This window comes from Photobacterium makurazakiensis, from assembly GCF_050336715.1.
Taxonomy (GTDB): domain Bacteria; phylum Pseudomonadota; class Gammaproteobacteria; order Enterobacterales; family Vibrionaceae; genus Photobacterium; species Photobacterium makurazakiensis.
Window position 1 is genome coordinate 1 of sequence record NZ_JAKJSJ010000018.1, and the last position, 25,969, is coordinate 25,969.

At 45.3% G+C, this 25,969-nt stretch carries 20 protein-coding genes; 9 read left to right on the top strand and 11 right to left on the bottom strand.

What is annotated here, in order from left to right; all coding sequences use genetic code 11:
• The first annotated feature begins 104 nt into the window (after positions 1-104).
• Complete coding sequence (locus L4D09_RS08925) at positions 105-1,184, top strand: porin (protein ID WP_428457148.1); 1,080 nt, start codon at positions 105-107, stop codon at positions 1,182-1,184.
• Positions 1,185-1,278: 94 nt separating this feature from the next.
• On the opposite strand, the gene L4D09_RS08930 is transcribed toward L4D09_RS08925, so the two are convergent.
• Positions 1,279-2,649 (bottom strand): L-serine ammonia-lyase, encoded by a 1,371-nt coding sequence (locus L4D09_RS08930; protein WP_428457149.1) that lies wholly within the window; start codon positions 2,647-2,649, stop codon positions 1,279-1,281.
• A 10-nt stretch (positions 2,650-2,659) separates the two neighbouring features.
• The gene (locus L4D09_RS08935) at positions 2,660-4,207 is read right to left on the bottom strand and encodes a sodium:solute symporter family transporter (protein WP_428457150.1); all 1,548 of its coding nucleotides are present in this window, start codon (positions 4,205-4,207) and stop codon (positions 2,660-2,662) included.
• A 351-nt stretch (positions 4,208-4,558) separates the two neighbouring features.
• Here L4D09_RS08935 and L4D09_RS08940 point away from each other — a divergent pair, with 351 nt between their 5' ends.
• From L4D09_RS08940 to L4D09_RS08955, 4 genes are all read left to right on the top strand, one after another.
• Positions 4,559-5,851 (top strand): MFS transporter, encoded by a 1,293-nt coding sequence (locus tag L4D09_RS08940; protein ID WP_428457151.1) that lies wholly within the window; start codon positions 4,559-4,561, stop codon positions 5,849-5,851.
• Positions 5,852-5,942: 91 nt separating this feature from the next.
• Entirely contained in the window at positions 5,943-6,959 is a 1,017-nt protein-coding gene (locus tag L4D09_RS08945; protein ID WP_428457152.1) for an ester cyclase, read from the top strand.
• A gap of 160 nt (positions 6,960-7,119) precedes the next feature.
• Positions 7,120-8,196, top strand: coding sequence for a porin (locus L4D09_RS08950; protein WP_428457153.1), 1,077 nt, complete (start codon positions 7,120-7,122; stop codon positions 8,194-8,196).
• 190 nt (positions 8,197-8,386) lie between these two features.
• Positions 8,387-9,403: a LacI family DNA-binding transcriptional regulator gene (locus L4D09_RS08955; protein ID WP_428457253.1), complete on the top strand. Its 1,017-nt coding sequence runs from the start codon at positions 8,387-8,389 to the stop codon at positions 9,401-9,403.
• Between the two features lie 100 nt (positions 9,404-9,503).
• On the opposite strand, the gene L4D09_RS08960 is transcribed toward L4D09_RS08955, so the two are convergent.
• Positions 9,504-10,634: an HlyD family secretion protein gene (locus L4D09_RS08960; protein WP_428457154.1), complete on the bottom strand. Its 1,131-nt coding sequence runs from the start codon at positions 10,632-10,634 to the stop codon at positions 9,504-9,506.
• Positions 10,634-11,029: a DUF3302 domain-containing protein gene (locus tag L4D09_RS08965; protein ID WP_428457155.1), complete on the bottom strand. Its 396-nt coding sequence runs from the start codon at positions 11,027-11,029 to the stop codon at positions 10,634-10,636. Before L4D09_RS08965 ends, L4D09_RS08960 begins: the two co-directional genes overlap by 1 nt.
• A gap of 182 nt (positions 11,030-11,211) precedes the next feature.
• On the opposite strand from L4D09_RS08965, the gene L4D09_RS08970 reads away from it, so the two are divergent.
• Positions 11,212-12,492 (top strand): tetratricopeptide repeat protein, encoded by a 1,281-nt coding sequence (locus L4D09_RS08970; protein WP_428457156.1) that lies wholly within the window; start codon positions 11,212-11,214, stop codon positions 12,490-12,492.
• Positions 12,493-12,518: 26 nt separating this feature from the next.
• Here the strand turns inward: L4D09_RS08970 and L4D09_RS08975 are convergent, their stop codons facing one another.
• The 3 genes from L4D09_RS08975 to L4D09_RS08985 form a co-directional block, all read right to left on the bottom strand.
• On the bottom strand, positions 12,519-14,192 hold the full coding sequence (locus tag L4D09_RS08975; RefSeq protein ID WP_428457157.1) for an amidohydrolase: 1,674 nt from the start codon (positions 14,190-14,192) through the stop codon (positions 12,519-12,521).
• A gap of 203 nt (positions 14,193-14,395) precedes the next feature.
• The gene (gene yieH / locus L4D09_RS08980; RefSeq protein ID WP_428457158.1) at positions 14,396-15,061 is read right to left on the bottom strand and encodes a 6-phosphogluconate phosphatase; all 666 of its coding nucleotides are present in this window, start codon (positions 15,059-15,061) and stop codon (positions 14,396-14,398) included.
• A 191-nt stretch (positions 15,062-15,252) separates the two neighbouring features.
• Positions 15,253-15,711, bottom strand: a complete 459-nt coding sequence (locus L4D09_RS08985; RefSeq protein WP_428457159.1) for a hypothetical protein — start codon at positions 15,709-15,711, stop codon at positions 15,253-15,255.
• Between the two features lie 76 nt (positions 15,712-15,787).
• On the opposite strand from L4D09_RS08985, the gene L4D09_RS08990 reads away from it, so the two are divergent.
• A complete protein-coding gene (locus tag L4D09_RS08990; protein ID WP_428457160.1) occupies positions 15,788-16,447 on the top strand; it encodes a CatB-related O-acetyltransferase in 660 nt (219 codons plus the stop codon).
• Between the two features lie 58 nt (positions 16,448-16,505).
• Here L4D09_RS08990 and L4D09_RS08995 read toward each other — a convergent pair whose 3' ends face one another.
• From L4D09_RS08995 to L4D09_RS09010, 4 genes are all read right to left on the bottom strand, one after another.
• The gene (locus L4D09_RS08995; protein WP_428457161.1) at positions 16,506-17,129 is read right to left on the bottom strand and encodes a CatB-related O-acetyltransferase; all 624 of its coding nucleotides are present in this window, start codon (positions 17,127-17,129) and stop codon (positions 16,506-16,508) included.
• A 360-nt stretch (positions 17,130-17,489) separates the two neighbouring features.
• On the bottom strand, positions 17,490-19,520 hold the full coding sequence (locus L4D09_RS09000) for an oxidoreductase (RefSeq protein WP_428457162.1): 2,031 nt from the start codon (positions 19,518-19,520) through the stop codon (positions 17,490-17,492).
• A gap of 210 nt (positions 19,521-19,730) precedes the next feature.
• Complete coding sequence (locus L4D09_RS09005; protein WP_428457163.1) at positions 19,731-20,750, bottom strand: helix-turn-helix domain-containing protein; 1,020 nt, start codon at positions 20,748-20,750, stop codon at positions 19,731-19,733.
• Positions 20,751-20,987: 237 nt separating this feature from the next.
• Positions 20,988-22,010: a linear amide C-N hydrolase gene (locus tag L4D09_RS09010; RefSeq protein ID WP_428457164.1), complete on the bottom strand. Its 1,023-nt coding sequence runs from the start codon at positions 22,008-22,010 to the stop codon at positions 20,988-20,990.
• A 476-nt stretch (positions 22,011-22,486) separates the two neighbouring features.
• Between L4D09_RS09010 and L4D09_RS09015 the strand changes: the two genes are divergently transcribed.
• Positions 22,487-23,794 (top strand): acetyl-CoA hydrolase/transferase family protein, encoded by a 1,308-nt coding sequence (locus L4D09_RS09015; protein WP_428457165.1) that lies wholly within the window; start codon positions 22,487-22,489, stop codon positions 23,792-23,794.
• Between the two features lie 27 nt (positions 23,795-23,821).
• Positions 23,822-25,963: a fatty acid oxidation complex subunit alpha FadB gene (gene fadB / locus L4D09_RS09020; RefSeq protein ID WP_428457166.1), complete on the top strand. Its 2,142-nt coding sequence runs from the start codon at positions 23,822-23,824 to the stop codon at positions 25,961-25,963.
• The last annotated feature ends 6 nt before the right edge of the window (positions 25,964-25,969 follow it).

Here is a 25,969-nt window from a genome sequence, read left to right on the forward strand (position 1 = left end):
AAATAAGTATAATGTACTAGTTTACTATTACAATGTGGTGAAAAGTTTGATACCTTTCTCACACAGAAAAATATTGTCAAACCTATCATTAGAAGTATTTATTGATGAAACTTAAACTATCAGCGCTATTAATTCCTGCCGCTTTGCTAGCTGGCCAAGCATCTGCCTATACCCTTTATGAAGACGATCAAAATAAGTTTGACGTAGGCGGTGTTTTTGTCCTTGACGCATTTCAGCCTGTATGGGGTGAAGATGATGTCTTCTCAGCAAGCCGTAGTATTCTAAACTTTGGTTTCGAACGTCAGCTACAAAATGGTTGGGCGCTGGATGCAAAACTAGAGTGGGATCAGTTCTTGAACAACCCTACTTCAGGCCGTGATAACTTCCGTAACCGTTTGGGTTACTTCACTGTTGCTCATGAAGACAAAGGTAGCCTGCGTTTTGGTAAGCAGTGGTCTGCTTATCACGATGTTGCTCGCTACATGGACAACATGATCATCATCGACCCAGATGCAACGCCAATCTACTCAGAAGGTACTGACGGTGGTTTTGCTGCGACAGGTCGTGGTGATAACCTAGTAGCATACCGTTACAGCAGAGATGGCTTGAACGTATCTGCGCATTACGGCTTCACCAGTAATGGTGAAACCGACGAGGAAACAGTAACACGTGACTACAACGTTGCGGTATCTTCGAGCTACGACTTTGATTCAGGCTTGAGCCTTGGTGTTGCCTACCTTGAAAATAAGGTCGAAGTTGAAAATGGCGAAAACGTGAATGGTCTTGAAGACGGTGACAAGCAAACAGCAGTTACTCTGGGTGGTCAGTATGTTGCTGGTGGCCTGAAAGTCGCAGCGGTTTACACCATGGGTGAAAACATCCATAAAGCCGGTCTACTAGGTGGTCCTACTGCTGAATGGGCAGACGCTAACGCTGTCGATGTGTACGCACACTACGCACTTGAGTCTGGTTTCCGTCCGTATGCTTATGCATCGCACGTTGATTTCGATGGCGAAGGTGAGGTAACGGGTGACCGTCAAGTTTACGCAGTAGGCGTATCTTACGCGTTCACACCGAAAACAATCCTGTCTTTTGAAGCGAAACACAACAAGCTGAACGAATTCAGCAACACATCTAGCACGACTGACAACGGTGGTGGCTTCAACTTCGCTTACGTATTCTAAGACGTAGCGATAGTTAAAAATACAAAAGGGCTGACAATATGTCAGCCCTTTTTTCATGGTGCTTATCGTGGTTCAGACCACTCTTATATCGTTATCATTCACAGGGCGGCGCTAGGTGGATCATCGCCAAACCACCAAGTGAGGTTTCACGGTATTTTTTGTTCATGTCTTTACCCGTCTGGTACATAGTATCAATGACTTTATCGAGTGAAATTAACGATTTGCTGTTTCGTTTTAGTGCCATACGCGAGGCATTAATGGCTTTCATCGCGCCCATGGCGTTACGTTCGATACATGGGATCTGTACCAAACCGCCGATTGGGTCACAGGTCATACCCAGTGAGTGCTCCATGGCAATTTCGGCAGCCATGCAGATTTGCTCATTGCTGCCACCACGGATAGCGGTAAGCCCAGCGGCAGCCATGGATGAAGACACGCCGATTTCGCCCTGACAGCCAACCTCTGCCCCAGATATTGAAGCGTTCATTTTATACAGCATGCCAATCGCCGCTGACACGGCCAAGAAATCTTTGATCTGCGGTAGCGTTAGCTCACCGATGAATTTGTTGTAATACATCAACACTGAAGGAATGACACCAGCAGCACCGTTGGTCGGGGAGGTGACTACCTGCCCTCCAGCAGCATTTTCTTCGCTTACAGCAAAAGCAAACACATTCACCCAATCAAGAATGGTCATAGGGTCATTATCTATGTCTTTGTTTGACTCCAGCTTCTTCAATAACGCAGGCGCACGGCGTACAACATTGAGCCCGCCTTCTAGAATGCCTTCGGTTTGAAAGCCACGCTGCATACAAGATGTCATCACCTCCCAAATTTGATTGGCTTTGAAATCGAGCTCTTCTTGCGAGCGAAAGGCCAGTTCATTGCGCAGAAACATTGCGCCAATGCTTATGCCGTTTGTATCAGCTGTAGTTAAAATGTCATCAGCAGACTGGAAGGGGAATGGGACTGTCACATCACTGGTGGCTTTCCCTTTTTGCAATTCATCAGCTGTAGCGATGAAGCCACCACCAATTGAATAATAGGTTTCAATGAAAAGCTGCTTACCAGCTTTATCAAACGCACTGATTGTCATACCATTTTCATGCAACGGCAAGTTGCTAGTGTGAAAAAGCATGTCGGTGTCAGTATCAAATTGGATCGTTTTCTTACCACCGAAGTGTAGGGTTTTGTTTTCGTTCCCTTCTGCTATCGCTTGATTGGCCTGAACAATATCAATGCAATCTGGCTTGTTGTTCATTAATCCGAGAATGCTTGCTCGATCGGTATGGTGGCCTTTACCCGTGAGAGAAAGTGAACCATATAGATCAACCTGTACTCGGGTAATGCTATCCAGTTGCTTCGCTACTTTTTGATAAAAATCATAACCGGCTAACATAGGTCCATTGGTGTGTGAGCTGGATGGGCCAACCCCCACTTTGTAGATATCGAATATAGATAACATAGTAACTTCCTTAATTTAGTACGTTCGCCAGCAGTGTCGGCAGATAAAAACAAGATGCAACCGTAAAAGCAGCGAATACTAAAAGCATATACTGGCTAACGGTTGGTGCACTATATAGTGTTTTTTGTTTTTGGATAAAAGCGTGCTGTTCGGTGGTGACTTCACCCTTGAACTGGCTAACCAGTAATCCAGTCGCAACAAAAGCGACGGTGCCAGCAGGGGCAAACCATGGCCAGGCTACATTGCTATTAAAGCAAACCAGAATCGCAAGGATACTTGTGATACTTCCGGCAATGATGCCAATTTCATTGGCTTTACGTGAAAATAACCCAAGTAAAAAAGAGCCCAGACGAATGCCGACAAAAATCGACGTTAGGCTGGCAATACTTTTCAGTACACTTTCATTTGATACTGCAAGCATCGCAGGCACGATTACAAAAATCGCGCAGGCAATGCTTAATAGCCTTGCGGTTTTTTCATAGTGCGCGTTTGACGCCTCTTTCTTGAAAAAGCGTTTATAGATATCGAATGTTGCTACCGTCGCCATTGAATTATAGGACGAATCTAACGTTGACATGGCGGCTGCAGATAATGATGCCATGACTAAGCCAACAATAATGGGGTGGGTATGGTTAAACACGAAGTCGAGAATGACATTATTGCTATTTTCAAATTGCTCACCGCCGTAGAAAATAAACAGCAAAACACCGATAACGCTAAAGAATAAATAAATAAAGAAAGCACCGTAGCCGCAAACCAGCATCGAGCGCTGAGCGGTTTCAACCGACTTCGTTGCCAATGTTCTTTGAATAATTAACTGATTGGAGCCGTAAACACTCAGATGCAAGAAGCTGACAGCAATGAGCCCTGCCATTAAGGTTGTGTCATCACTGAAGCTTGTTGATAGGTTAGCCATCGTTAGTTTACTTGATAATTCTGGGAGCGTACCCAGCTCAGGTATGTTCATCAATAATGTGACGAAAATGGCAATACACCCCACGAGCAGAAAGGCCGATTGCATTACATCTGTCCATATTACGGTCGATATACCCCCGGCAAAAGTATAAATCGCGGTAAACAGGCTGATATAAATGATGGCCTCTTCAATCGAGATAGGCAGCACGCGTATGAGGATAAGTGATACAGCATATAAAATTATGCCTGATGAAATACACTGTACAACAATGAAAACTAAAGAGTTTATTGTTCTAGTTATCACCCCGAAGCGGTGCTCTAGGTATTCATAGATAGAAGTGAGCCCCAGCTTGTAGAAAACGGGGATAAAGAACACTACGGCAAAGAAAATCACAATCGGATAGTTGAGGTGGATAGCAATTGCCTTCATTCCATCGCTATAAACCCAGCCCGGCATGCCTACGAACGTCATTGCGCTGATGTAGGTGGCAAGAATTGAAATACCTACCGTTAACCAGCCAAATTGTTTACCTCCAGTAGAAAAATCACCACTGTTCGATGATTTTTTGTTGACTAAGTAGCTAATTAATATAGTGAATGCAATATATATCACCATAACTAAAATGCTTGAATGCGCAACCATCGATGGCTTTACCTTCTCTTTTATGGGCTGAGCCCGAGTGATTCTCGAGCTGAATATTACCTAAATAACGATGGCTCGCGTAAAAAACGGGCTGTTTGCGTGATCACGATCAATTCTTTCTCGTGAAAATGCGATATTGCTCAGTAATTATACTCGATGTGATCAATATCCCGTAAAAACCTCTTTTGGGTGCGCATTCATTTAAAGTTGATTCATGTCACAGTTTTTACCCTTGGTGAGTGTGTAATATCTGCCTCAAGAAACAGGGGAGGGTAAATTTCCACAAAACTGTTTCGATCGCCTTAAGTATTAACAAAGGTGATACAAATAAATTTAGAGGATTATTCGCTCATGACAACGAAGAAACACATGAACGAAGTTCCAATGGTGCAACGCGCGGCAGCCTACTTTGCGATTCTGGTTGGTTACGTGTTTTACTGTTATAACTTCGTGGTTATTGATTACGTCCGACCTTATATCGTCGACCAATATGAAGGCATTACGCTGGCACACACCGCGCAGTTCTACACTTGGCAGTCATTAGGGGCGTTAATTGGTGCACTAAGCTGTGCATGGTTCGCGAGCCGTTTCGGCAAAAAAAACGTCCTTATCACGATCACGGCCATTAACGGTGCAGCGACAATTCTTAACATGACCTTTACCAGCTACGAAGGCTGGGCTGCAATGCGATTCATCGTTGGTATTGCGTTAGGTGGTTACTTTACGGTTGCGGTGTCATTGATGATCGGCCTATTTACCGACTCTGTACGCGGTAAATTGACGGCTTTTGCATCAAGTATGTTCTCTGTTGCGGTCATGGCGATGGGTGCGTATGCAGCATATCTATCTAGTATCAATGCATCTTGGGAAAACATGATGATTGTTGGTGGTGTTCCACCGCTAGTTGCTGCAGCAGCCATGATCTTTATATTGCCAAGTGATAAAAAAGTGATTGCGTTTGGTGAAGAAGCACAACAAGACGCAAACGGTAAAGACATTGAGGTGAAAAAGGGCTCTTGGGGCGAGATGTTCCGTGGCCGTAACCTTAAGATCACTTTAACCTGCCTATTACTATCTGGCTTGAATTTTTACGGTTTCCAATTTTTCGGTGGCTTTGTTACGACGTACCTAAAAGAAGTGCGTATGTTCGATGGCCAGACCATGGGGATCATCTTCTCTATCTCGGCGTTTGGTAGCCTACTGGGTGCTTGGGTATGGGGAGCTGTTGCTGATAAATGGGGTCGTAAGGTTAATGCGTTCGGCTTTATTCTTGCCGGTATCATGGCATCTATCTTCTTTATCGCACCGTCAGACGTTACTTTCATGGGCCTGAACATGCTTGCCATTCTAGGTCTGATTTACAACTTCGGCCTGGCATCAAGTGCGGTATGGGGCGGCTATTTCTCTGAATTATTCCCAGCTCATCTACGTAGCTTCGGTGCGGCACTATTCCACGGCGGCCGTTTGATTGGTATGTGGGCACCGATGGTATTGATCTACATTCAAGAGCGCTCAGATCTTCAGACAGCAATGTGGGGCTCTCCAATCGTCTGGGTGCTAGCTGGCTTACTATGGCTAACCCTGCCAGAAACATTAAAAACCGGTGTTTTTGCCAAGAAAGAGAAAGCACAAGTAACCGCTTAAATCAGATTTATAGGCTTCGTGAGATGCGGAGCCTGCAACCTTAATTCTTGGCTGAAAACAGCCAATATGTATCAAGATAGGAATTTGCATAATGAGCAAGTATCAAGAAGCTAAACGCATCGTACGTGAATATTTCGATGCGATTGAAAATGCAACTCACGAGAATGTTGCTGAAGTGCTGAAGGCACACACTTCTGAAGATTACCTATGGCGCGGCGTTTACCCATTCCGCGAGCAAGAAGGCGCGCAAGCGGCTGCTGACACTTTCTGGTCGCCACTTATGAAGTCAATGACTCGCATGCAGCGTCGTCAAGACATCTTCATCGGCGGTGAGAACGAAGTGACGGCTGGTGAAACTTGGGTTATGAGTATGGGCCACTTCATGGGCCTACTAGACGGTGAATTCCTAGGAATGCGCCCAACAGGCAAGATCATGAACGTTCGCTATGCAGAGTTTAACTGTGTTGAAAACGGTAAAATTACGAAGACGGGTCTTTTCTTAGACTTGCTTGGCATGATGGATCAAGCTGGTTGCTACCCACTGCCACCGTCAACCGGTAAGCACTTTGTTTACCCTGGCCCTCGCAACCACGACGGCTTATTGTTCGAAGATGCGGCGCCAGAAGAAGGTGTTGCTACTTTGGCTCTTGTTAACAAGATGGTTGATGATCTATCTGCACTTAACGAAAGCGGTGCAATGGGTTGTCCACCAGAAGTACTAGCGAAGAGCTGGTCTGAAGACATGATTTGGTACGGCCCGTGCGGTATCGGTGCTTCTTACACCATTCCACGCTACCAGCAGCAGCACCAGCTACCATTCCGTAACAACCTAAAAGATAAGAAGTTTAACGGCCACGTCTGCCGTTTTGCTGAAGGCAACTTCTCGTGCTTCTTCGGCTGGCCAAACCTATCAAATACGCCAACAGGTGGTTTCTTGGGTATGACAGGTGGTGAAGTCCGTGCCGACATGCAAGTTGTTGATGTTTATTACCGTGACGGTGACAAACTATCTGAAAACTGGGTACTGATCGACCTACCATACTGGCTGAAGCAGCAAGGTTTGGATGTATTTGAGCGTACTCAACAAATCCTAAACCCTTCACTGTAATCAGCGCTCCACTGATCCTTTTGTGAAAGGTAGCACGCCTGTGCGACGTTGGGCGCCCTTATAGGGCGCCCATTTTTATAAAAAATATTATTCCAATTTATCAATTTGTCGGGAATCAGCCTGAGGGTGGCTGACGCCTGATCGTGAGACAAGCAGTATGATGAATAAAACAAAACTTTCTCTAATTGTATTAGCAGCACTGACTTCTAGCTCTGCTTTTGCTGCCCACACGTTTGTGAATGACAATGGTGATAGTCTAACGATCGATGGTCGTTTTGAAGCACGCTACCAAGATAATGGCGGTGATACCGATCCTGTATGGAACAGCGGCAGTTCGCGCTTTGGCCTGAAAGGCGTGAAGCAGCTAGACAATGGCTGGCAGGGGTTTGGTCATGCCGAGTGGGGTTATAACTCAGGCTCTAACGGTAACGATATTTATGACCGTCTTCTATATGCCGGCGTTGAGCACGACAAATACGGAAAAATTGCTGCGGGTACTAAGCAGTGGTCAACATTTTATGATGTAGCTTGGTTCACTGATATGGGCCGTACTTACGGTACTCGTGGCTCCAACGTTTACAACCTTTCTGACTGGGGTATCAGCAGTGGTACTGGCCGCGCGGCTAACTCACTGACTTACCGCAACAACCTTGGTGAATTGAAATACGGCTTTACTTACCAGACAACACGTACAGATGTTGCACTGGCAGGTGATGCAACTGCAACATTGAAGAACGGTATTGGTGCATCAGTACTATACCCAGTCGCACCAGGCCTGACGGTCGGTGCTGCATACCATCAGAATGAAGTGACAGATCTGGATGGTGTTGCTCAGAGCAATATGAAGAATGGTGATACCGCCCGTATTGGTTTGGTTGGCCTTAACTATAGTACTGCGAATTACTTCTTAGGCTTGACTTACCACATGGCGGATAGCTGGGAAGTGGCGAGTAACAAGGAGTTCTTTGACTCACGCGGTGGTGAGCTATACACCCACTACCACTTTGAAAACGGCTTCCGCCCAACTTTTAATGTTAACTACATGACGGAAACCGATGGTCGTGCTAAGGGCTATGAGCGTAAGACGTTTACCCCGGGGATGGAATACCATTTCACCAAGAACACATTCCTACTTTGGGCTGAATACCAGTTTGATGAAGGGACAGATAAGTTGAGCGGTACCGAATTTGTGAATGCTGACGACAAGTTCTCTGCTGGTATTCGTTACTACTTCTAATAACCGTTTAAAAACGATAAAAGCCGTTACCAGTCCGAGCGCTGGTAGCGGCTTTTCTGTGTTTGGCTGGCGTTATTCAATAGGCTCTATTTCGGCATTTATGTTTTTCCGGCGGAGGATATAATTTTGCATGCGCATTCAAAGAGGATTTTGGTATAATTGTGTCAGTATTGTTCAACGAAGCCCTGATATGTCCGTTAAAAAACAACCTGTTACTGCGAGCGATGTTGCTAAGTTAGCTGGCGTGTCCCAGTCAACGGTGTCCCGTGTATTCATCGATGGTAGCTCAGTTTCTGAGACTGCGCGTGAAAAGGTGTTTGCTGCTGCTAAAGAGCTGAATTACCGTCCTAATGCATTTGCTCGCAGTCTAACGACTAATGAGTCGAAGCTGATTGGCCTAGTCTTCCCTGATTCTGATTACCCCATCCATATGGAAACCTTGCAGCTACTGAGTAAAGAGCTACAAAAGAATGGTTACTCGGCAGTACTGATCCCTTGGGTGTTGGATGATCAGCAACAGCACTCTATTCCCAATATTTTTCAATACCGCGTTGACGGTGTTATGGCGGCGTCTGCCCAGTTCAATACTGCGCTTTATGAAGAGTGCAAAGACTTCAATATTCCCATCGTCCAATTTGCTCGGGTTGAGGAAGGAACGTCATGTAGTTCGGCCATCAGCGATAACTACAGTGCTGGGAAAATGGCTGCACGTGTGTTTGTTGAACGTGGTGCGAAAAAGCCGGCTTACCTAACGGGTGATATTCCGTCTTATACTAATGCCGAGCGTTTTGATGGCTTCACTGAAGAGTTACTTGACCTTACAGGCCATGCTCCTAGCGAGATTAATGCTAGTTATAGTTATGAGCTGGCGTTAGACGGTATTCGAAAGGCTTTATCTGTGAGTGAAAGTGAGCGACCAGATGCTTTCTTCTGTTCTACCGATATGCTGGCAATCGCCTTGATGGATGTGGCTAAAGTTGAGTTTGGCCTGTCGATCCCAGAGGATTTCCAAGTTCTCGGGTTTGATGATATTCCGCAAGCAGCTTGGGTTGGCTATCAACTATCGACGTTCAAACAGGATTTTAATCGCTTGGCCAAAGAATCGGTGAAGCTACTTTTAAACCAAGTACAAAGTGATGACCGGGCGTTGATGAAATTGATGATCCCGGTCGAATTGGTTGAGCGCGGAACATTAAAAGCCCAATAAGATTTTTCATCTAGTGATAAGCGGCTTTGTTGCTAGAATTTAAAAAAAGGGCTGCCCTGTGTGATACACAGCGCAGCCCTTTTTTATTTTCAGCTACGGATCAATGATCAAGGAACAAGTAGTTCTGCCAACTCTTCATTCGGATCAAAACTTTACGCATAACCGAAACATGCTCGAAGCTGTCGGAATAAACGGCAATTTCAACATTGGTCCCTTGTGGTAGGTGATAAGGAGTAAGGTCATCAGTGATCTTGAGTTTGACCAGTGGCCTTCCTTGGCGGAGAAGCTGCTCGCTACCATAAAGAACCCCCGCAGCCTGTACTTGGCTTTCGCCTATGGCGGGCAATACTTCTACAACTTCGCCAGCAAAGGTTTTTCCCGGTAGGGCACGAAAGATGAAATCAGCTTTAAACCCAGGCTCTAGGCGCAGTAACGAATTCTGGCGGAACGCGCCGATATAAAACTGCTCTTCTTGGTGAATGAATGTCATAACTGGGCGCAGTGGTAACGGTACTGCCATCATTCCAGGTCGTAAAGTGACTTGTGTGACGTAGCCATCGGTTGGGGCATAAACAATGGTTTCATTTAAATTAAATTCGGCTTGAATTAACTGTGCTCGTACTTTGGCTACAGCGGTATTTTCGCCCATGATTTCAGATTCGTAAGCCAGCTTTGCCCGTTGCTCTTCTGCCCTTGCCGCAGCAAGTGATGCTTCAGCACTGCGATAGAATTGCCGACGATTATCCACTTCTGATGCGGTAAAAGCGCCGCGTTTGAAGCCTTTCTCATAACGCTTGAACTCAGTCAGCGTTCGGGTACGTTCGGCCATGGCTTTGGCGGTGCTGGCTTGAGCGGCTTTATAAGCGGCTTCTAGTCCTAGTACCGTCTGCTTGGCTTCTGCCAATGTGGCACGAAGTAAAGTAACCTCTGCCTCATACGGCGTTGGGTCGACTTTGAATAGCATATCGCCTTTTTTAATGGGGTCGTTTGCGTTAACAGGTACATCAATGACCTTCCCTCTAACCCCAGGGACGATAGGCGTGGTAACAAAGAATTGTCCACCATAGTTGGTATGCGGGTGATTGTAATTCATCAGTAAAATCAGGGTACCAATTAGAATGATGCCCCCAAGAACGGCAGTCGGTACGGTCCACTTGTTGAGCGGGATCTTAAATATTTTGAATACGGCAATACAAAGTGCGGTGTAAGTGAGAATGAGTAATAAATCCATTAGCGCTCATCTCCTTGTTCGGGCTTATTTACAGAGGCTGCGGCATTCATTTGCTGGGCTTGAGCAACTTCCAATTTGGCCACTTTTTCGGTGAGTCGTTCGACGTGCTCACTTAACTTTATAACCTCGTGATGGAGCTCATTTTGTTCATTTTGAATTTGAGTAAATCCCCAACCGCGGTCTTCACGCCACAATGTTGCCCAAATCCATAAAAATGGCCATAACACATGCAGGGTGAATAGGCTGACCCAACCTGCATAATGAATGGCGTCTTGATGCGGGTGATTACGTTTTTTTGAAATTTCGTAAGGTATATCGTGAATAGCAATGATCCCGTAGAACAGAAAAACAGCCACGAAACACAATACGCCTAACGCAAAATAGTCGAGAAACATCCTTTCTCCTTGCGATATATCCAAATAAACCATAAATAAATTTAGCAGCCTTATGCTTTTATTGTTGATTTAATGGCTTAAATTGTATTTTGAGCGGTGATTAATGGTGATATCACTTTAGTTTTGAAGCTGAGAGTCGATAATACAGGGGTGAGTGTTCTATTTTATGCAGTTGAGGAATTATGTCTAACCTACTTATTGGTTTGAGTGTTGCTGGTGGTGTGCTCAGCTGGGTGGTTTACCGCTATTTTTCGACTCAGAAAATGAACAGTAAACTCGCAATAGAGCGACGCTTGAAAGACGATAATTATCAACGAGTGCTTGAAAGAGCAAAAATTGCAGAGCGTGAAGATAAGATTTTTAAGGCACAAACAGGGCATGTATCGAGCCAGCTTTCGTTAGCAAAAGAATATGAACTGACCAACGTGCGGGAAGCTCTCGGTTGGTATTATCAAGCGGCAAAGCAAGAGAATACCATCGCGCAAAATGCATTGGCTCGCCTGTGTAAAATGGATATTGATGATCCTGAAGGCGAAGCGAAATCAATCTATTGGGAACATGTCGTTAAAGCGAATAATAATGATATTGCCGCAAAGTTTGAATTAGGGCGCTATCAAATTCGTGGCTTTGGCACAGAAATCGATATTGAAGCTGGCCTTCAAAATATCCATGCCGCTGCAGAGGCTGAATATATACCCGCTCAATCTTTTTTAGGCGATTGGTATGTCTCTGATATAGCGGAAAATAAAGCCCCAGATGAAGCCTTTATTTGGCGAGTTCGTGGTGCCTTACAAGGCGATATTCGAGCTTGTTTGAAAACGGCATATTGTTATCAAACCGGTATTGCGGTGGCCAAAAATAAGCTGCGTACTACTTATTGGCTTGAGCGTGCCGCAGAGCAGGGTGATGCCGAAGCGCAGCAATTAGTGGCCAAAATGTATCTTGGTGCGGGTGCTAATGATGCCGCAGTTGCTTATATTTGGTTGTCGTTGGCTTATGCGGCGGGAAATAAATCGGCAAAAGCAGAGCGTGACGAAGTGGTGCAGCACATCGGTATTGATGCAATATTGGGGGTGCAGAATGTCGCTAATTCGATTTATCGCGTGATTAAGGTCGGCGAGGTACAGGCACATGCAGTGATCGATTTACTTGATAAAGTCTATGGCCGAGAAGGTTATCGACCTTCAGCTGAGCAGCTTGCCGTACTCGCGTCAGGTGATTTGTCTGGTGAGCAAGGGGAAGAACAACCGTTGGTGGAGGAAGTGTGGGATGAGCATTTAGATCAAGTGAATGACAATACTCCACATACCCAACGAGACGCATCGCTAGCGAAGACCACGAGTATAACCGATTCGGATAAAACGAAAGAGCCCAAGCAAAATGCGTCTGCGAATAAAGAATATCAACAGCAAGTATGGCAATCGTCTTGGGATAGCTTCAATACCGAAAGCGAAAAGCTATAGCGGGTAAGCTCAAAGCGAGCGCGGTATTAGTCTTCAGCATCGAAAACAATCGCGCCCTGTAATATTGTCATTAGGATCTCTGTTTCGGCGATATCATCTGCTGGTAGATGAGTAATATCTTGGCCCAGAATGGCAAAGTCGGCCGATTTACCTACGCTGATGGAGCCCGTAATATCGCTGATCCCAAGGCTTTCAGCGGCGTTTATCGTGTAGGCATCGATGGCATCTGTCACACTTGGCAAGCCGGTTTTACCCATTTTTAAGCTATTGGCTATTCCAACTAATGGGTTGATATCATGGACATTCCAATCACTGCTTAGGGTGACATTGGCATCTGTATCAAAAATAGCGCTTAGGTCCATCATCGAATGTGAACGTTCGGTACCTAAAAAAGCGTCTGCCCATTGGTGGTCATGTTGGGCGATGTAGTCTGAGCCAACCTGAAAATCAGCTGTTACCTCCAATTTGGCAAACCGAGAGATGTCTTTAGGGTCAACCAGCTCGACATGAGTTAGGGTATAAGGTTTGCTTGAGCCTTGGCCACGTGCATATTCGATAGCATTGAGTGATTCCCGAACGGCACCGTCACCGATAGCGTGGATATGGGCGCTGTAGCCGATAGCATCTAATTCGCTTAGCCAATTTTTCATTTGGCTTGGTGGAATATAGCTAATGCCGTTGGGTTCATCAGGAATATAGGTATCAAGATACGGTGCTAGGGTTTTGGCCGTGCCGTTGATAATAATGCCATCGCTATACATTTTTACTTGATCGACTAATAGCAGACGCGACTTATCACTCGACTGTATTTTTTTTAAAAAGGCGAGTTGTGGCGCCATTGGATCTGTTGGGTAAATCCACGGCCGTAGGGAGACTCGGGCGGTCAGTTCACCGTCTTGCTCGGCTTGTCGCCAGACATCATACCATCCTCGTTTCCAATAGAGCCGGCCATCACCTATGGTGGTTATACCGTGGGCTGCGGCTTCTTCAAGACCTGTCATCAAACCATCGTAGCTTTGCTCGAATTGGTTTTCTAAGCTGTTCCATGCGAGTTCCATAATGAGGTCACCAGCATTATCGAACAGGATCCCATTGAGCTCACCACTGGCTTCATCTTTGAGGATCTTGCCTCCTTGGGGCTCGGGAGAATCTTTAGTGATCCCAGCTAGCTCAAGTGCGACAGAGTTAACCCACATCGAGTGCGAAGTTTGCTCCATCAGCACGACAGGTTGACTGGGGAAGATACGATCAATGACTTCAAGTGGGGTGTAGCGATTGTCTTCGTTTAGAACGGCATCTAGAGAAAAGCCATAGCCCATTAGCCAGCCTTGTTTTTTTGCTTGTTGTCGACACGATTTTAGCAACGGGATTTGATCTTCAAGCGATGCATCCATATCCAGCTCGCAGTTTCCTCCTGCTTCTGAAGCGGCTTCAAATACATGGTTATGATTATCAATAAAGCCGGGCATTACAAAAGCTTGTTCAAGGTCGATAACCTCGGTGCTTTTTTGACGGTAACTAGCTGCTGCCGCAGCGTTACCCACAAACACAATTTTACCATCGTGAATAGCAATCGTATCGGCACTGCTATGAGCGTAGATCTTCGCGTTTGTTAGCAATATATCGGCAGCCCCTACCGCCTGTGCTTGAAGGGGGAGCGAGAGGCTTGCGATAACAGCCACGGGATAAATTTGATGCATGCTTGGTTCCTTTTATGCCCCCACAATTATTCTGAGTATAGGGAGAGCTTGGTTATCAGGGGTAAAGAAAGTGTACGCAAGCTCAAAAACAAAAGAAAAATACTGAGTATCAGAGTTTTTGGATAGCTGAATGCTGGCGGAGTTGAAAGCCTAGTTCATTTTATCCCGGCTAGGCTTTGGTGACATAACTGGAGGGGTATTAGTTATTTGGCCTTAATGTACTCAAGTAATTCAAGCATCGTGCTGATGGTGGTCACCGTCGGATGGTTGATTTCGGGTGCATACTCATTCGCGGCGTAGTGGAAGGTCGGAATATTGGCATTAATGCCAGCTTGTACACCCTTCTCGGTATCGTCAACAAAAACACAGTCGTTTAAGCTGTATCCCATATTCATGGCGGCAAAATGAAGTAAATCTGGATCAGGCTTCCAGCTGCTGGCCTCAAAGCCGCTGAATAGTTTGCCTTCGAAATAAGGCAATAGATTGGTCAGCCCTAATGTGTGTTCCATTTTGAATACTGGGCCATTCGAGGCAATGCACATTTCTATCCCCATTTCTTCCAGTGCCACCAGTAACGCCGGCACACCATCAATGGGCTCTAAATGTTTTTCGAATAACTGGCGGCACTCTTGGCGATACATTGGCTCAAGGATGTCTATTGGCGTCGTTACGCCAGTACGCTTTCGGGTTTCTGCTAGAATATCAACGATTTTTCCGCCTTGAAAATGGCGAATACACTCATCAAGGCTCAATGTACCACCTTGTGTTGAAAAGATATTAACCAAAGCTTGGTTACACAGCTTTTCGCTATCGACGAGCGTGCCATCACAGTCAAAAATTACACAGCGGATTTTATGTGGTTTATCCATAAAGTGTTTGAGCCTTTTGCCTATAACGATGAGTGATTGTTATTACAGAGATGGCATTTCGACAATAAACAGTTTGGTGTTTTGTTACCTATATCGCTGAGTGTGATTACCGTGATGGAAAAAGTGTGGCGGCAAGCGCATTTACTTGCCCACCATTTCATAACAATTACTTAGCTGTTAAAGAAGATAAATTATGACTGTGAGGCAATGAAGTCTTCCAGTATTGCTATTCCCGTATCGACTTTTTGTTTCTCAGACAGCAGAAAGTCATAAATAGCATCTTCATGCTGCTGTACCAGCTGGTACAGCTCTTGATGCTCGGTGGCTGCGAGAGCTTGTTCGCGGTATTTAATGGCATAGGGTTTTACCCAAGGGATCAGGGTCTTTAGCAGTGTATTCCATTCTAAATGTACCCACTGCTCTGCATCTCTAATTCCTTTATCTTGCATCGCTTGTTCGTCGCCGAAGTTGTTAAAGCCTCGCTGGATCAAGCCATCTTTCAGCTTTTTAGCGGTAATTTCTTCGACTTGTATCAGAAGTTGCCATTTATTGATGTGATTATCATCGCTATACTTTTGGGCAAAAGCAGAGAAAAAGGCAATGCCGTAACGTTCACCAAGGTAGGCAGAATACAGTTGTTCTAAATGCATGGGTATACCTGTGTTGCTCAGCGGTTAGATGTTTGCTATTGGGAGAGCGGTTCGGCAATTATTATAAGGGGTAGCTATGTCTTCTTCCATCTTTCCATCATGGCTGGGTGGCTATGAGATCAAAGCGCATGTTCGTAACCCAAATATAGTGGTAGGTGATTACACCTATTATTCTGGTTATTACCATGATAAGCATTTTGAAGATCACTGTGTGCGCTATTTGCTCGGGGACCATTCAAGCAAGGCCGTATGGGAGTCGGGTATCTTTGGTGAGGTCGATAAGTTAATTATTGGCAAGTATTGCTCCATTGCATCTGGAGCGACATTCATGTTGGCTGGCAATCAAGGGCATCGCCACGATTGGGTATCATCATTTCCATTTGATGTGAGTAAGTTTGGCGATAAAGTAAAGTCAGGCTTTGAACGTGCTGGTGATACGGTGGTAGGCAATGATGTTTGGATTGGCTCTGAATGTGTGATCATGCCGGGAGTTACTATTGGTGATGGTGCTGTGATTGGTGCGCGAGCGGTGGTCACAAAAGATATCCCGCCATATTCTGTAGTGGTGGGGAACCCTGGTCAGGTGATTAAACCGCGTTTTAGTGCGGAACAAGTTACGATGTTACTTGAAATGAAGTGGTGGGACTGGTCACTCGAACAACTGCAAGCCAATATGGATATTATGTGCAGCAGTGATATTGAAGCTTTGTATCAACGTTTTCAGGAAACGCGGTAATTGTTAAAAACACCTAAAAACCGGTCAGTGTAACTTGACCGGTTTCTTGTGGTTGCAGTTAAGAACCGTATTGCTGATGGGCACGTTCAAGCGCATCAATATCAGGTGCGCAAATCAATGGCTTGAGGGCCTCAAACTTTTCTTCTGACCAGTCATACATCTTCAATGCCAGTAAACGGCTTGTTATCTCTGGCGAAAAGCGTTGTTTAATTGCTTTGGCTGGGGAGCCGCCAACGATAGTGTACGGGGGCACGTTCTTAGTCACGACGCTATTGGCCGCAATAATAGCGCCTTCGCCAATGTGTACGCCGGGCATGATCATTGCCCGCATGCCTATCCAGCAACCATCATCCAGTAGGGTGTCTCCTTTTGACTGGTAACTTTCTTCGATAGTTTCCATAAATGGATAAAGAGAAAACCAGTCTGTGCGGTGAGTATGGTTACCGCCCATTAAGATCACCGCTTCGGCACCGATGCAGACGTAATCGCCAATATACAGCTTATCGATTTCCCAGCGAGGCTCCCAGTTACGGCTTACTTCGTCGCCGTGTAAATATCGAACAACCGACCGCTCAAATCCATTATCATAGGCATCGCTATAGTAGCTATGTGTGCCTTTTAAGATGATGTTTTCGTTGGTGACGGTTTCATGGAGCATCTCCATTTTTGACCAGTGTTTCATAGTAGTGCCTTGCATTAATCATAAAATATGAAGCAAATAGAAGGCCACAAAAACAGAATATGTGATGAGTCTTTGTGGCAGTGAATGAAATAACGATTCACTGCCTTAGCTAAGCGATACGGGGCTGTTTGAGGTAAGCAATTACGACCACAGAAGCGTTCTCGGTCATACAGCGGTGTAATACTGGCATGGGCGCTCCTGTTCAAAAAGTAAGTGTTGGTATAATACTCTTAGTACTTGTGCTGTCAATTGGTGCCATAAGGTAACAATTAATATTGTTGCGGCATAAAAAAGGCTGCCCAGTCGGTGGGGGCAGCCAAAGGAGACAACGTATCTTTATTATTGTTGTTATTATTATTGTTAAATTGAGCGTGCTACTTCATAGCCATCCCAAATAGAAGCCATGATGGTACGAGCTTCTTGGCTATCACCAATGTTAAAGATCCCTTCAACATCGAGCTGGTTCGATAATTCATCAAACAAGCTATGCTCTGCTTTATAGCCCATAGCGAGAATAACGTGCTCAGCGTTAATTTCACCCATTACTGTCTCGTCGGTTGCAGAGCACACTTCAATACCGTTATCAGTGATTGATTTTAAGAACGTGGATGTTTTTATCTCAACATTTTCCTTCACCAATAGCTCTTTAAGCATCTGGTAGTTAGCAAAACACGTACCGTGAGGGCCACCAATTATATCGTCAGTGGCTTCAACCAGAGTTGCCTTCTTACCTTTCTGAGCCAGCCACAATGCAGTTTCAGAGCCCACTAAACCACCCCCAATGACCACGACAGTTTCACCGGTGATCTGCTCTGGGTTCATGAGTACATCTTCAGCAACAGCAACATTTGCTTTATCTTGTCCTGCTAACCAAGAAGGCTTAGTAGGACGAGAGCCGGTAGCAAAAATAATGCTGTCTGGATTTTCAGCCTCAATTGTTTCTTTTGTTGCTGCCGTATTCATGCGGACATCAACATTCTTACGCGTCATTTCACCTTCAAACCAGGTGATAAGCTGCTTATCATCATGTTTAAATGGGGCTTGTGAGCCTGGAATAACATTTCCGCCTAAGCTATCTGACTTTTCAAATAAAACCACGTCATGCCCACGTTCAGAGGCGATGCGAGCGGCTTCCATGCCACCGACACCACCGCCAACCACCACCACTTTCTTGGTTTTATGTGTTGCCGTTAGTTTGTATTCATCCTCACGGCCACAGCTTGGGTTCACAGCACACGAGAGGTTACCCACTTCAGCCATACGGCCAAGGCAGCCAAGGTGGCATGATAGGCATGGACGCACCTCTTCAAAACGGCCTCGGCGGATTTTGTTGACCACGTCAGGGTCGGCGAGCAGTGGTCGGCCCATTGAAATACCATCTGCAATACCAGCGCTTACGGCATGGCTGGCAAGCTCAGGATCTTCCATTCGGCCAGCCATTAGTACGGGAATATCAACTACCTCAGAGACTGCTTTACAGTATGGCTTGTACATCCCCGGCTCGAAGTAATTCGGCGGGTGGTTCCAATACCATGAATCGTAAGTGCCAGCATCGACATTCAGGGCATCAAATCCCGCATCTTGTAGGTATTTGGCGGCTATCAGGCCTTCTTCCATGTCACGGCCAACCTCTTCCGCTTGTTCCCCCGGTAAGATCCCCTGACCAAAGCCTTTCATATTCCCTTTTACTGAGTAGCGCAATGAAACAGGAAAGTCGTCACCGCACAGCGCTTTGATGCCTTGTACAATTTCGACCGCAAAACGGTAGCGGTTTTCAAAGCTGCCGCCATATTGGTCGGTACGCTGATTAAAGAACTCCATTGTGAACTGATCGAGCAGGTATCCCTCATGCACTGCATGGATTTCAACCCCGTCGTACCCTGCCTTTTGGGCGATAACTGCAGATTCGATAAATTTGCCAATGAAGTACTTCACTTCGTCGGTAGTGAGTTCACGGTGGTTAAGGGATGGGTCAAAACGGTTTGCAGCCTGAGAGGGTGCAACGAGTTTGTCTTCAGGTGAAAAGCCGGGAATACAAGAGCGTCCCCATCCCGCAGTGAGTTGGGCGAAAATTTTAGTGCCGTAAGCATGGACACGTTCGGTCATCTCTTTGGCACTGCGAAGATAAGCCGTTGGGTGGTTCGTTGGGCAGGGCAAAGAAGGCATTGGAAACTGTTCGAGTTCATTCTCGACCATTTGTACACCAGTAATGATTAAGCCGACCCCACCTTTAGCTCGGGCGACATAATATTCAACACCACGTTGATTATATGCGCCATCATTATCCACACAGCCCAGTGTACCCATAGGGGCCATTGAGTAACGGTTCTTGAGGACTAGAGAGCCAATTTTCATTGGCTCAAATAACACTCTATGTGTTTCTTTCATCATAGCTTTACGCTCCAGTATTTTTATAGCGGTATGTTGTTGTTACCGCATTAACTGGCAATGATTAAAACAAGAACTGAGCGTTAAAACTTGGCATTTTAAGCCAAAAGGATAGCTTTAAATGCCATCCATCTTCCTTTTGATTTTGATCATACATAGGGACACATTTGTGCCCGTGTGGTGGAAAATGACGCACGTATCTAGCGCACATATCTAGCGAAGAGTGGAGTGGGATGGACTGCTCCCCGTCCAGCGCTTAAATGCCCTAGAGAAGGTGCTTAAATCAGAAAAACCTAACTGAAACGCAATTTCTGTCATGTTCACATTGGGTTGATTGAGCAACTGCAGTGCTTTTTCAAGCTTATATTTTTCAACGACACCCCTATAACTGGTCCCCACATCTGCCAGTCTACGGTTGAGTGTTCTTATGCTTATCAGCATTTTAGCCGCGATATTTTGGCCTGAGATATCCGTTAACGATGGCATATCATCGAGTGCTTTATAGACCTGTAAAACGACATCAGTATTTTCTATTTCAGCAGCATGCTGACGTAATAATAAATGTGTAACGGGGTAAAGCTCAGGATCGCTGGTCGATAGTGGGGTAAATAGGTGCTGACGGCGAATACAAATTTTTCTTATCGGTGAACCGAGCGAAATTTGGCATTGTGTTTTCTGTTCAAACTCGGCGCAGAGGTGGTTGTCATAAGGCCATTGGATCAGTTTGATTTGAATATCATGCAGGCTAAATTCTGTGGTTTGGTGGATCACTTGCAATATCGCGGATATGTATAAGGTAACGCCTGAATAAGTGATATGTGATTCTTTGTTTAGTGGCTCATGGTTTATGATCCAAAGCTCCGCATCCCCTTGGGGCGTTTCATGAAAACGCAGTCGAATCGGTGAGCCAATGGCAACGCTGTATTTACACGCATCCTTAAGCAGTTGCATTAGATTTGGAGCGGTCCATAAGGCAAGTGAAAAACAGCCAAATGTTAGTGGGTTTAAATGCATAGAAGCTTGAACGGGAAATAGAGGATCGCCACTATCTTGGGTCATTTGGTGAAGAATCGCTCTGACGTCACGTACATCAGGTTGGTCGCTTGAGGCATCAAGCTGGCTGAAATAATGATCGATATCCAAATTGTTCTGTAGAGCTGTTTGCTTTATTAATTTAACCCACCCCTTATGGATAGACATTGATGTGATAGGCTGTAAGGTATTGTTACTCATCAATTTAGAGCCCTATTTTAGCGTTGGTAGAGGTATGATATCGCTGTTGTTCGCTGGCTTTTCATGTATTGAATAGTTTTTGTGACCAAGGTGACAAATTAACCATATCTATTGTGTGGTAAGCGTTATTATTGTGCTGTTAATTTGAATTATGGTTGATTATGGTGGCTTTTTTAAACATGAAAAAACACAGCCCCCGAAGTGGCGGCTGTGTATTCGCTTTTTTTTAACGGTTGGTTATTTACCAGAGGCAATAATTTGCTTGGTGATATCGCCTGCTAAATTAGGAGAATCCATTTTGAAATGGATATCTTTACCTGATTCAAGTACCTCATAGAAGTTGAACTTCACGTTACTCCAAGTATCACCCCATAGGTACTCCCATACAGCATCACCACTGTTCAAGTTTTGGGTGAGTGACCACTCTGTTGCATAACCCGCCATTTCGCCATTGACTTCTCGGTTGGCGGCATCATGTGGAATACGGAATACCGTTGTTGCCAGCTTCATCATGCCATTAACCGAAGAGCTAGGTTGTTCTAGTTGCTCGCTAAAGTAAGACGCGTGTAGGAAACGATCTCTTGGGTTGGTATTACCGGTAGAGCCGAAGTCAGCCTCACTCCATGTCTTCGTGATTTTAGCTGATGCATTGCCCCAAGCATCAAGGTGGCTTTGTTGACTTGGTTGATTGGTCATGACCATCGCATCATCACCACGGTAGATAGAGACTCCATCTTCGTCGTGCTCAATAACGACGCGATCACCGGTTTTATCGGTTAGCGCCCAGTGGAATGTCGGCGCATTAGGAATACTTGGGTGAGAGGCCAGCTCTGTTTTGAGGTTTTGAATGTTTTCTACAACTTCTTCAACATTGGCGTAATTCGCGATCAGGTACTCGCCAAGAGCAAGCTGCGAGATGGTCTCGCTGCCAGTGTCTTGCATACTCATTGGCGCATAATACATGGTGTTGACCTGCAAGCCTTCGCTATTTACACCGTCATGGACAAGGCCACCGTATGAGAGAATCGCGAGGATATCGTATTGGGTTTTATAGGTCGTGCCGTGACCTTTTACGCCATGCATTAATCGCTCGCTGCCGGCTTTAATCGTCCCTAGAATTGGCGAGGTTGATTCAACCCAGTCATTCGTACGAGTCGTTAATGTACCAAAGTCAGTATTCCACGCGATAGAAGTACAAGCCTGTGATGCCGTAGTGAATGACGCAGCGGCAATAGCTGTTGCAATAAGTAGTTTTTTCATAGTCATAGGATTCCAAATTTATTAATTAAAATAAATAACTAGCAGGACATTTCGTTTATAAGACGTATGTTTTATTAGTCGACTAATAATGTTTATTAATAATAATTAGCTTTAAATAAAAATAGTTGATGGAGATCGACAATTGTCTTTTCTGACCTGAGCTATCAAACCTTTGGCTGGAAATGACAAGTTAAAGTCTATTTAATCTGTCTTTATTGTCTTACTTTGCGGTCACGTTCGGCGAAGATGGGATAATTGTGAGCTGTGTCATGCTAGTGAGTTTTGACTGATGAAGTCATACTTTTGGCCTGAAATGCAAAGTAACTCTTCCCTCCTCGACATATATTGACGCTACAGAAAAGGAGTTATTTCTGAACCCTACATTCGCAACTTGTTTCTTCCCGAATATATAAAAGGATATTTATTTAAACGTAAGGAAGAAAGTCAATAAGTTGCTATATATCTGAGAGGTCGTTATGACACTTTGGCAACAGAACTACGAAAGTAAGCTAATTTCACTGACTGATTCAACGAAGCTAATAAAATCAGAAGATACAGTTTGGGCTGGTGGCCTATTAGGCACCCCTGTTCTATTTTTACTTGAGTTAGAAAAACGCGCCGAAGACGTTAAAAACTGTGAACTATACACAGGCCTTATCACTCATCCCTATGGTTTTTTGAAGCCTGAATTTCGTAGTAGCTTCAAGCATATGAGTCTTTTCATGGGGCCGCTTGAGCGCAAAATGCAAAAAATTGGTAACGTTGAAACTATCAACTTCCATTTTTCTCACTTCCCTCAACTATTTAACCACATTCAACCCAATGTGATGGTTGTTGAAATGACACCACCGAATGAAGATGGTTACATGAGCATGGGTGCTTGTGGTGGTGTGGGTAATGCAGAAGCAATGAAATATGCAGATACCATTATCGCGGTTATCAATAACCAGCAGCCATTTATTGGCGGCGAAGAGAACCTTATTCACATTGATCAAGTGACTCATATTACTGAAGGTCACCACCCTGTAGCAGGTCCAAAAGGTGGCGAGCCATCTGAACTAGAAAAGACCATTGCATCACATGTTGTTCCTTATGTTAAGGATGGTATGACGATCCAAATCGGCATTGGTACCATTTCTAACGCCATGGGCATGGCGTTGAAAGGCCATAAAGGTCTTGGTATTCACACCGAAATGTTCACCGAGTCAATGATGGAGCTGTGTAAAGCTGGCGCTGTTAGCGGTGACAACAAGAACTACAAGCCAAACAAAATCATCACTGCATTTACTGCGGGTTCACAAGATCTAATCGACTACGTGCATAACAACCCAGAAATCGAAATGGGTAATGTATCGACCGTGGTTAACCCGTATGAGATTGCGAAAAACGATAACTTCGTATCACTAAATACCTGCATCATGGCTGATCTAACAGGTCAGGTTGCATCTGAAGGTGTTGGCTTTAACCAAATTTCAGGCTCTGGTGGTCAAGTCGACTTTATTCGTGGCGCACAAATGTCGAAAGGCGGTATCAGTATTCTTTGCCTTGCTTCTACGCATAAAGGGAAAGATGGCCTAGAGTCGACGATCCGCGTTGCACTACCAGCAGGCACACCTGTTACAACCCCACGTAATGACGTACAGATCATTGCAACAGAATACGGCAGTGCAGACCTCCGTGGTCTTTCTGTTCCACAACGTGTTGAAGCGCTTATTGATATTGCTCACCCAGACTTCCGTGGTGCCTTACGCGACGAAGCGATCTCTGCTGGCCTTTGCAAGTAATCTGACCGAATTAACGAGGATAATTTTATGTACCAAGGACAAAGCTTTCAGGTTGTCGCACGTGGTCAGTTTGCTGAGCTGATTTTCGATGACCAAAATGACGTTGTAAACACACTTCGTAAACCTGCAGTCGAAGATTTACAAGCGGCAATTGCGGTATTGGAACAATCAGATGCGAAAGGCCTAATCATTCGCTCTGGTAAAGGCTTATTCAGTGCTGGTGCTGATGTAAAAGCATTCCGTGAATTGTTCACTGGTGGTGAAGCTGCAATCAATGAATACCTTGAGTGGGTTCATGCGGTGTACAACAGCCTTGAAGATCTAGCGATGCCGAAAGTTGCCATTATCAACGGTGTTGCGGCTGGGGGCGGTGTTGAGCTGTCTATGCTTGCTGAATACCGTATCGCAACGGCTGATGCAAAAATCAGCCTACCTGAAGTTAAACTAGGCATCATGCCTGGCTGGGGAGGCATGACGCGCCTACCTCGTATCGTTGGCGTAGATACTTCTCTGCAGTGGCTGACTACAGGTAAAAATTTCCGTGCAGCGAAAGCACTAGAACACCGTTTTGTTGATGGTGTTATCGATGCGAAAGCCGATCCAATCGCAGAAGCAGAAGCTGTACTGACTTCTTGCATCGAAGGTGACTTCGACTGGGCTGCACGTCAAACCGAGAAAAAAACAGCCCTTAAATTAAGTCAGTATGAGCTTAGCATGTCGATCAATGTTGCACGCGGCATGGTGGCTAAAGTTGCGGGTAAACATTACCCAGCACCAAGCATTATGCTAAGCACGATTGAAAAGGCGGCGTACTGTGCGCGTGAAGAAGCGTTAAGCATTGAGCGTGCGGGTATAGCCAAATGTGCTGAAAGCGGCGTTGCTGATGCACTTGTTTCTGTTTTCCTAAGCGACATGGCGGTGAAGGCCAAAACGAAGAAGTTCGCAAAAGGCGCTGAAGCAACGAAAGAGCTAGGTGTTATTGGCGCGGGTATCATGGGCGGTGGTATCGCTTACGTTACTGCTGATAAAGGCATGGATGTTGTCATGAAAGACATCAACAAAGCCGGTATTAACCTTGGCCTTTCTGAAGCGAATAAGCTGCTAGCGAAACAAGTAGCAAAAGGTCGCAAGACACCCGTTGAGATGGGGGAGACACTTAACCGTATCCAGCCAACGCTGCACAACAACGCATTAGAAAACTGTGACCTTGTTGTTGAAGCGGTTGTTGAAAACCCAATGATCAAAGAAAAAGTGCTTGCTGAGCTTGAAACCGTTGCACCAAACGCGGTGATTGCGTCAAACACATCGACACTCATGATCAGTGGTTTAGCACAGGCAATGAAAAAGCCTGAAAACTTCTGTGGTATCCACTTCTTCAACCCAGTGCCAAACATGCCACTTGTTGAAGTTATCCGTGGTGAGAAAACCAGTGATGAAACCATCACTAAAGCGGTTAAGTATGTGGCACAGCTAGGTAAAACGCCTATCGTTGTTAACGACTGTGCAGGTTTCCTTGTGAACCGCTGTTTAACGCCTTATTTCATGGCATTCAACCAGTTAATCGTTGACGGTGGTGACATCCCAACCATTGATAAAGTGATGAGCAAAGGCTTCGGCTGGCCGATGGGCCCAGCTTTCCTTCTTGATGTAATTGGTCTAGACACCGCCGCTCACTGTATTGATGTTATGGACGAAGCATTCCCTGGTCGTATGTCCAAGCCTGAAATCAATGTTATTCAGACATTCGTTGATAACAAGTTCTTAGGCCAGAAAAATGCACAAGGCTTTTACGCTCATACACCAGATCGTCGTGGCCGTATCAAGCCTTCAGCGTCTGAAGAGTCTAATGCTCTTATCGAATCTTTACGTACAGGTGCCACATCTATCGATGCTGAAACCATCACACTGCGCATGATGCTTCCTATGATGTTTGAAGCGATTCGCTGTCTTGATGAAGGCATTATTGCATCTCCGGAAGAAGCGGATATCGCCATGATTTATGGTACAGGCTTCCCTCCTTTCCGTGGCGGTTTATTCTACTACATGGATCAAATGGGCTTAGATAAGCTTGTTGCTGCGGCTGAGAAATTTAGCCACCTTGGTGAACTTTATCAAGCGCCGAAAGGGCTTATTGAACGCGCTAATAACAACCAGAAATTTTACGCTTAATCCGGG

Bases quoted from the DNA above. Each gene is read 5' to 3' on its own strand.
- L4D09_RS08925 (WP_428457148.1), top strand. From the start codon at position 105: ATGAAACTTAAACTATCAGCGCTATTAATTCCTGCCGCTTTGCTAGCT.
- L4D09_RS08930 (WP_428457149.1), bottom strand. From the start codon at position 2,649: ATGTTATCTATATTCGATATCTACAAAGTGGGGGTTGGCCCATCCAGC.
- L4D09_RS08935 (WP_428457150.1), bottom strand. From the start codon at position 4,207: ATGGTTGCGCATTCAAGCATTTTAGTTATGGTGATATATATTGCATTC.
- L4D09_RS08940 (WP_428457151.1), top strand. From the start codon at position 4,559: ATGACAACGAAGAAACACATGAACGAAGTTCCAATGGTGCAACGCGCG.
- L4D09_RS08945 (WP_428457152.1), top strand. From the start codon at position 5,943: ATGAGCAAGTATCAAGAAGCTAAACGCATCGTACGTGAATATTTCGAT.
- L4D09_RS08950 (WP_428457153.1), top strand. From the start codon at position 7,120: ATGAATAAAACAAAACTTTCTCTAATTGTATTAGCAGCACTGACTTCT.
- L4D09_RS08955 (WP_428457253.1), top strand. From the start codon at position 8,387: ATGTCCGTTAAAAAACAACCTGTTACTGCGAGCGATGTTGCTAAGTTA.
- L4D09_RS08960 (WP_428457154.1), bottom strand. From the start codon at position 10,634: ATGGATTTATTACTCATTCTCACTTACACCGCACTTTGTATTGCCGTA.
- L4D09_RS08965 (WP_428457155.1), bottom strand. From the start codon at position 11,029: ATGTTTCTCGACTATTTTGCGTTAGGCGTATTGTGTTTCGTGGCTGTT.
- L4D09_RS08970 (WP_428457156.1), top strand. From the start codon at position 11,212: ATGTCTAACCTACTTATTGGTTTGAGTGTTGCTGGTGGTGTGCTCAGC.
- L4D09_RS08975 (WP_428457157.1), bottom strand. From the start codon at position 14,192: ATGCATCAAATTTATCCCGTGGCTGTTATCGCAAGCCTCTCGCTCCCC.
- yieH (WP_428457158.1), bottom strand. From the start codon at position 15,061: ATGGATAAACCACATAAAATCCGCTGTGTAATTTTTGACTGTGATGGC.
- L4D09_RS08985 (WP_428457159.1), bottom strand. From the start codon at position 15,711: ATGCATTTAGAACAACTGTATTCTGCCTACCTTGGTGAACGTTACGGC.
- L4D09_RS08990 (WP_428457160.1), top strand. From the start codon at position 15,788: ATGTCTTCTTCCATCTTTCCATCATGGCTGGGTGGCTATGAGATCAAA.
- L4D09_RS08995 (WP_428457161.1), bottom strand. From the start codon at position 17,129: ATGAAACACTGGTCAAAAATGGAGATGCTCCATGAAACCGTCACCAAC.
- L4D09_RS09000 (WP_428457162.1), bottom strand. From the start codon at position 19,520: ATGATGAAAGAAACACATAGAGTGTTATTTGAGCCAATGAAAATTGGC.
- L4D09_RS09005 (WP_428457163.1), bottom strand. From the start codon at position 20,750: ATGAGTAACAATACCTTACAGCCTATCACATCAATGTCTATCCATAAG.
- L4D09_RS09010 (WP_428457164.1), bottom strand. From the start codon at position 22,010: ATGAAAAAACTACTTATTGCAACAGCTATTGCCGCTGCGTCATTCACT.
- L4D09_RS09015 (WP_428457165.1), top strand. From the start codon at position 22,487: ATGACACTTTGGCAACAGAACTACGAAAGTAAGCTAATTTCACTGACT.
- fadB (WP_428457166.1), top strand. From the start codon at position 23,822: ATGTACCAAGGACAAAGCTTTCAGGTTGTCGCACGTGGTCAGTTTGCT.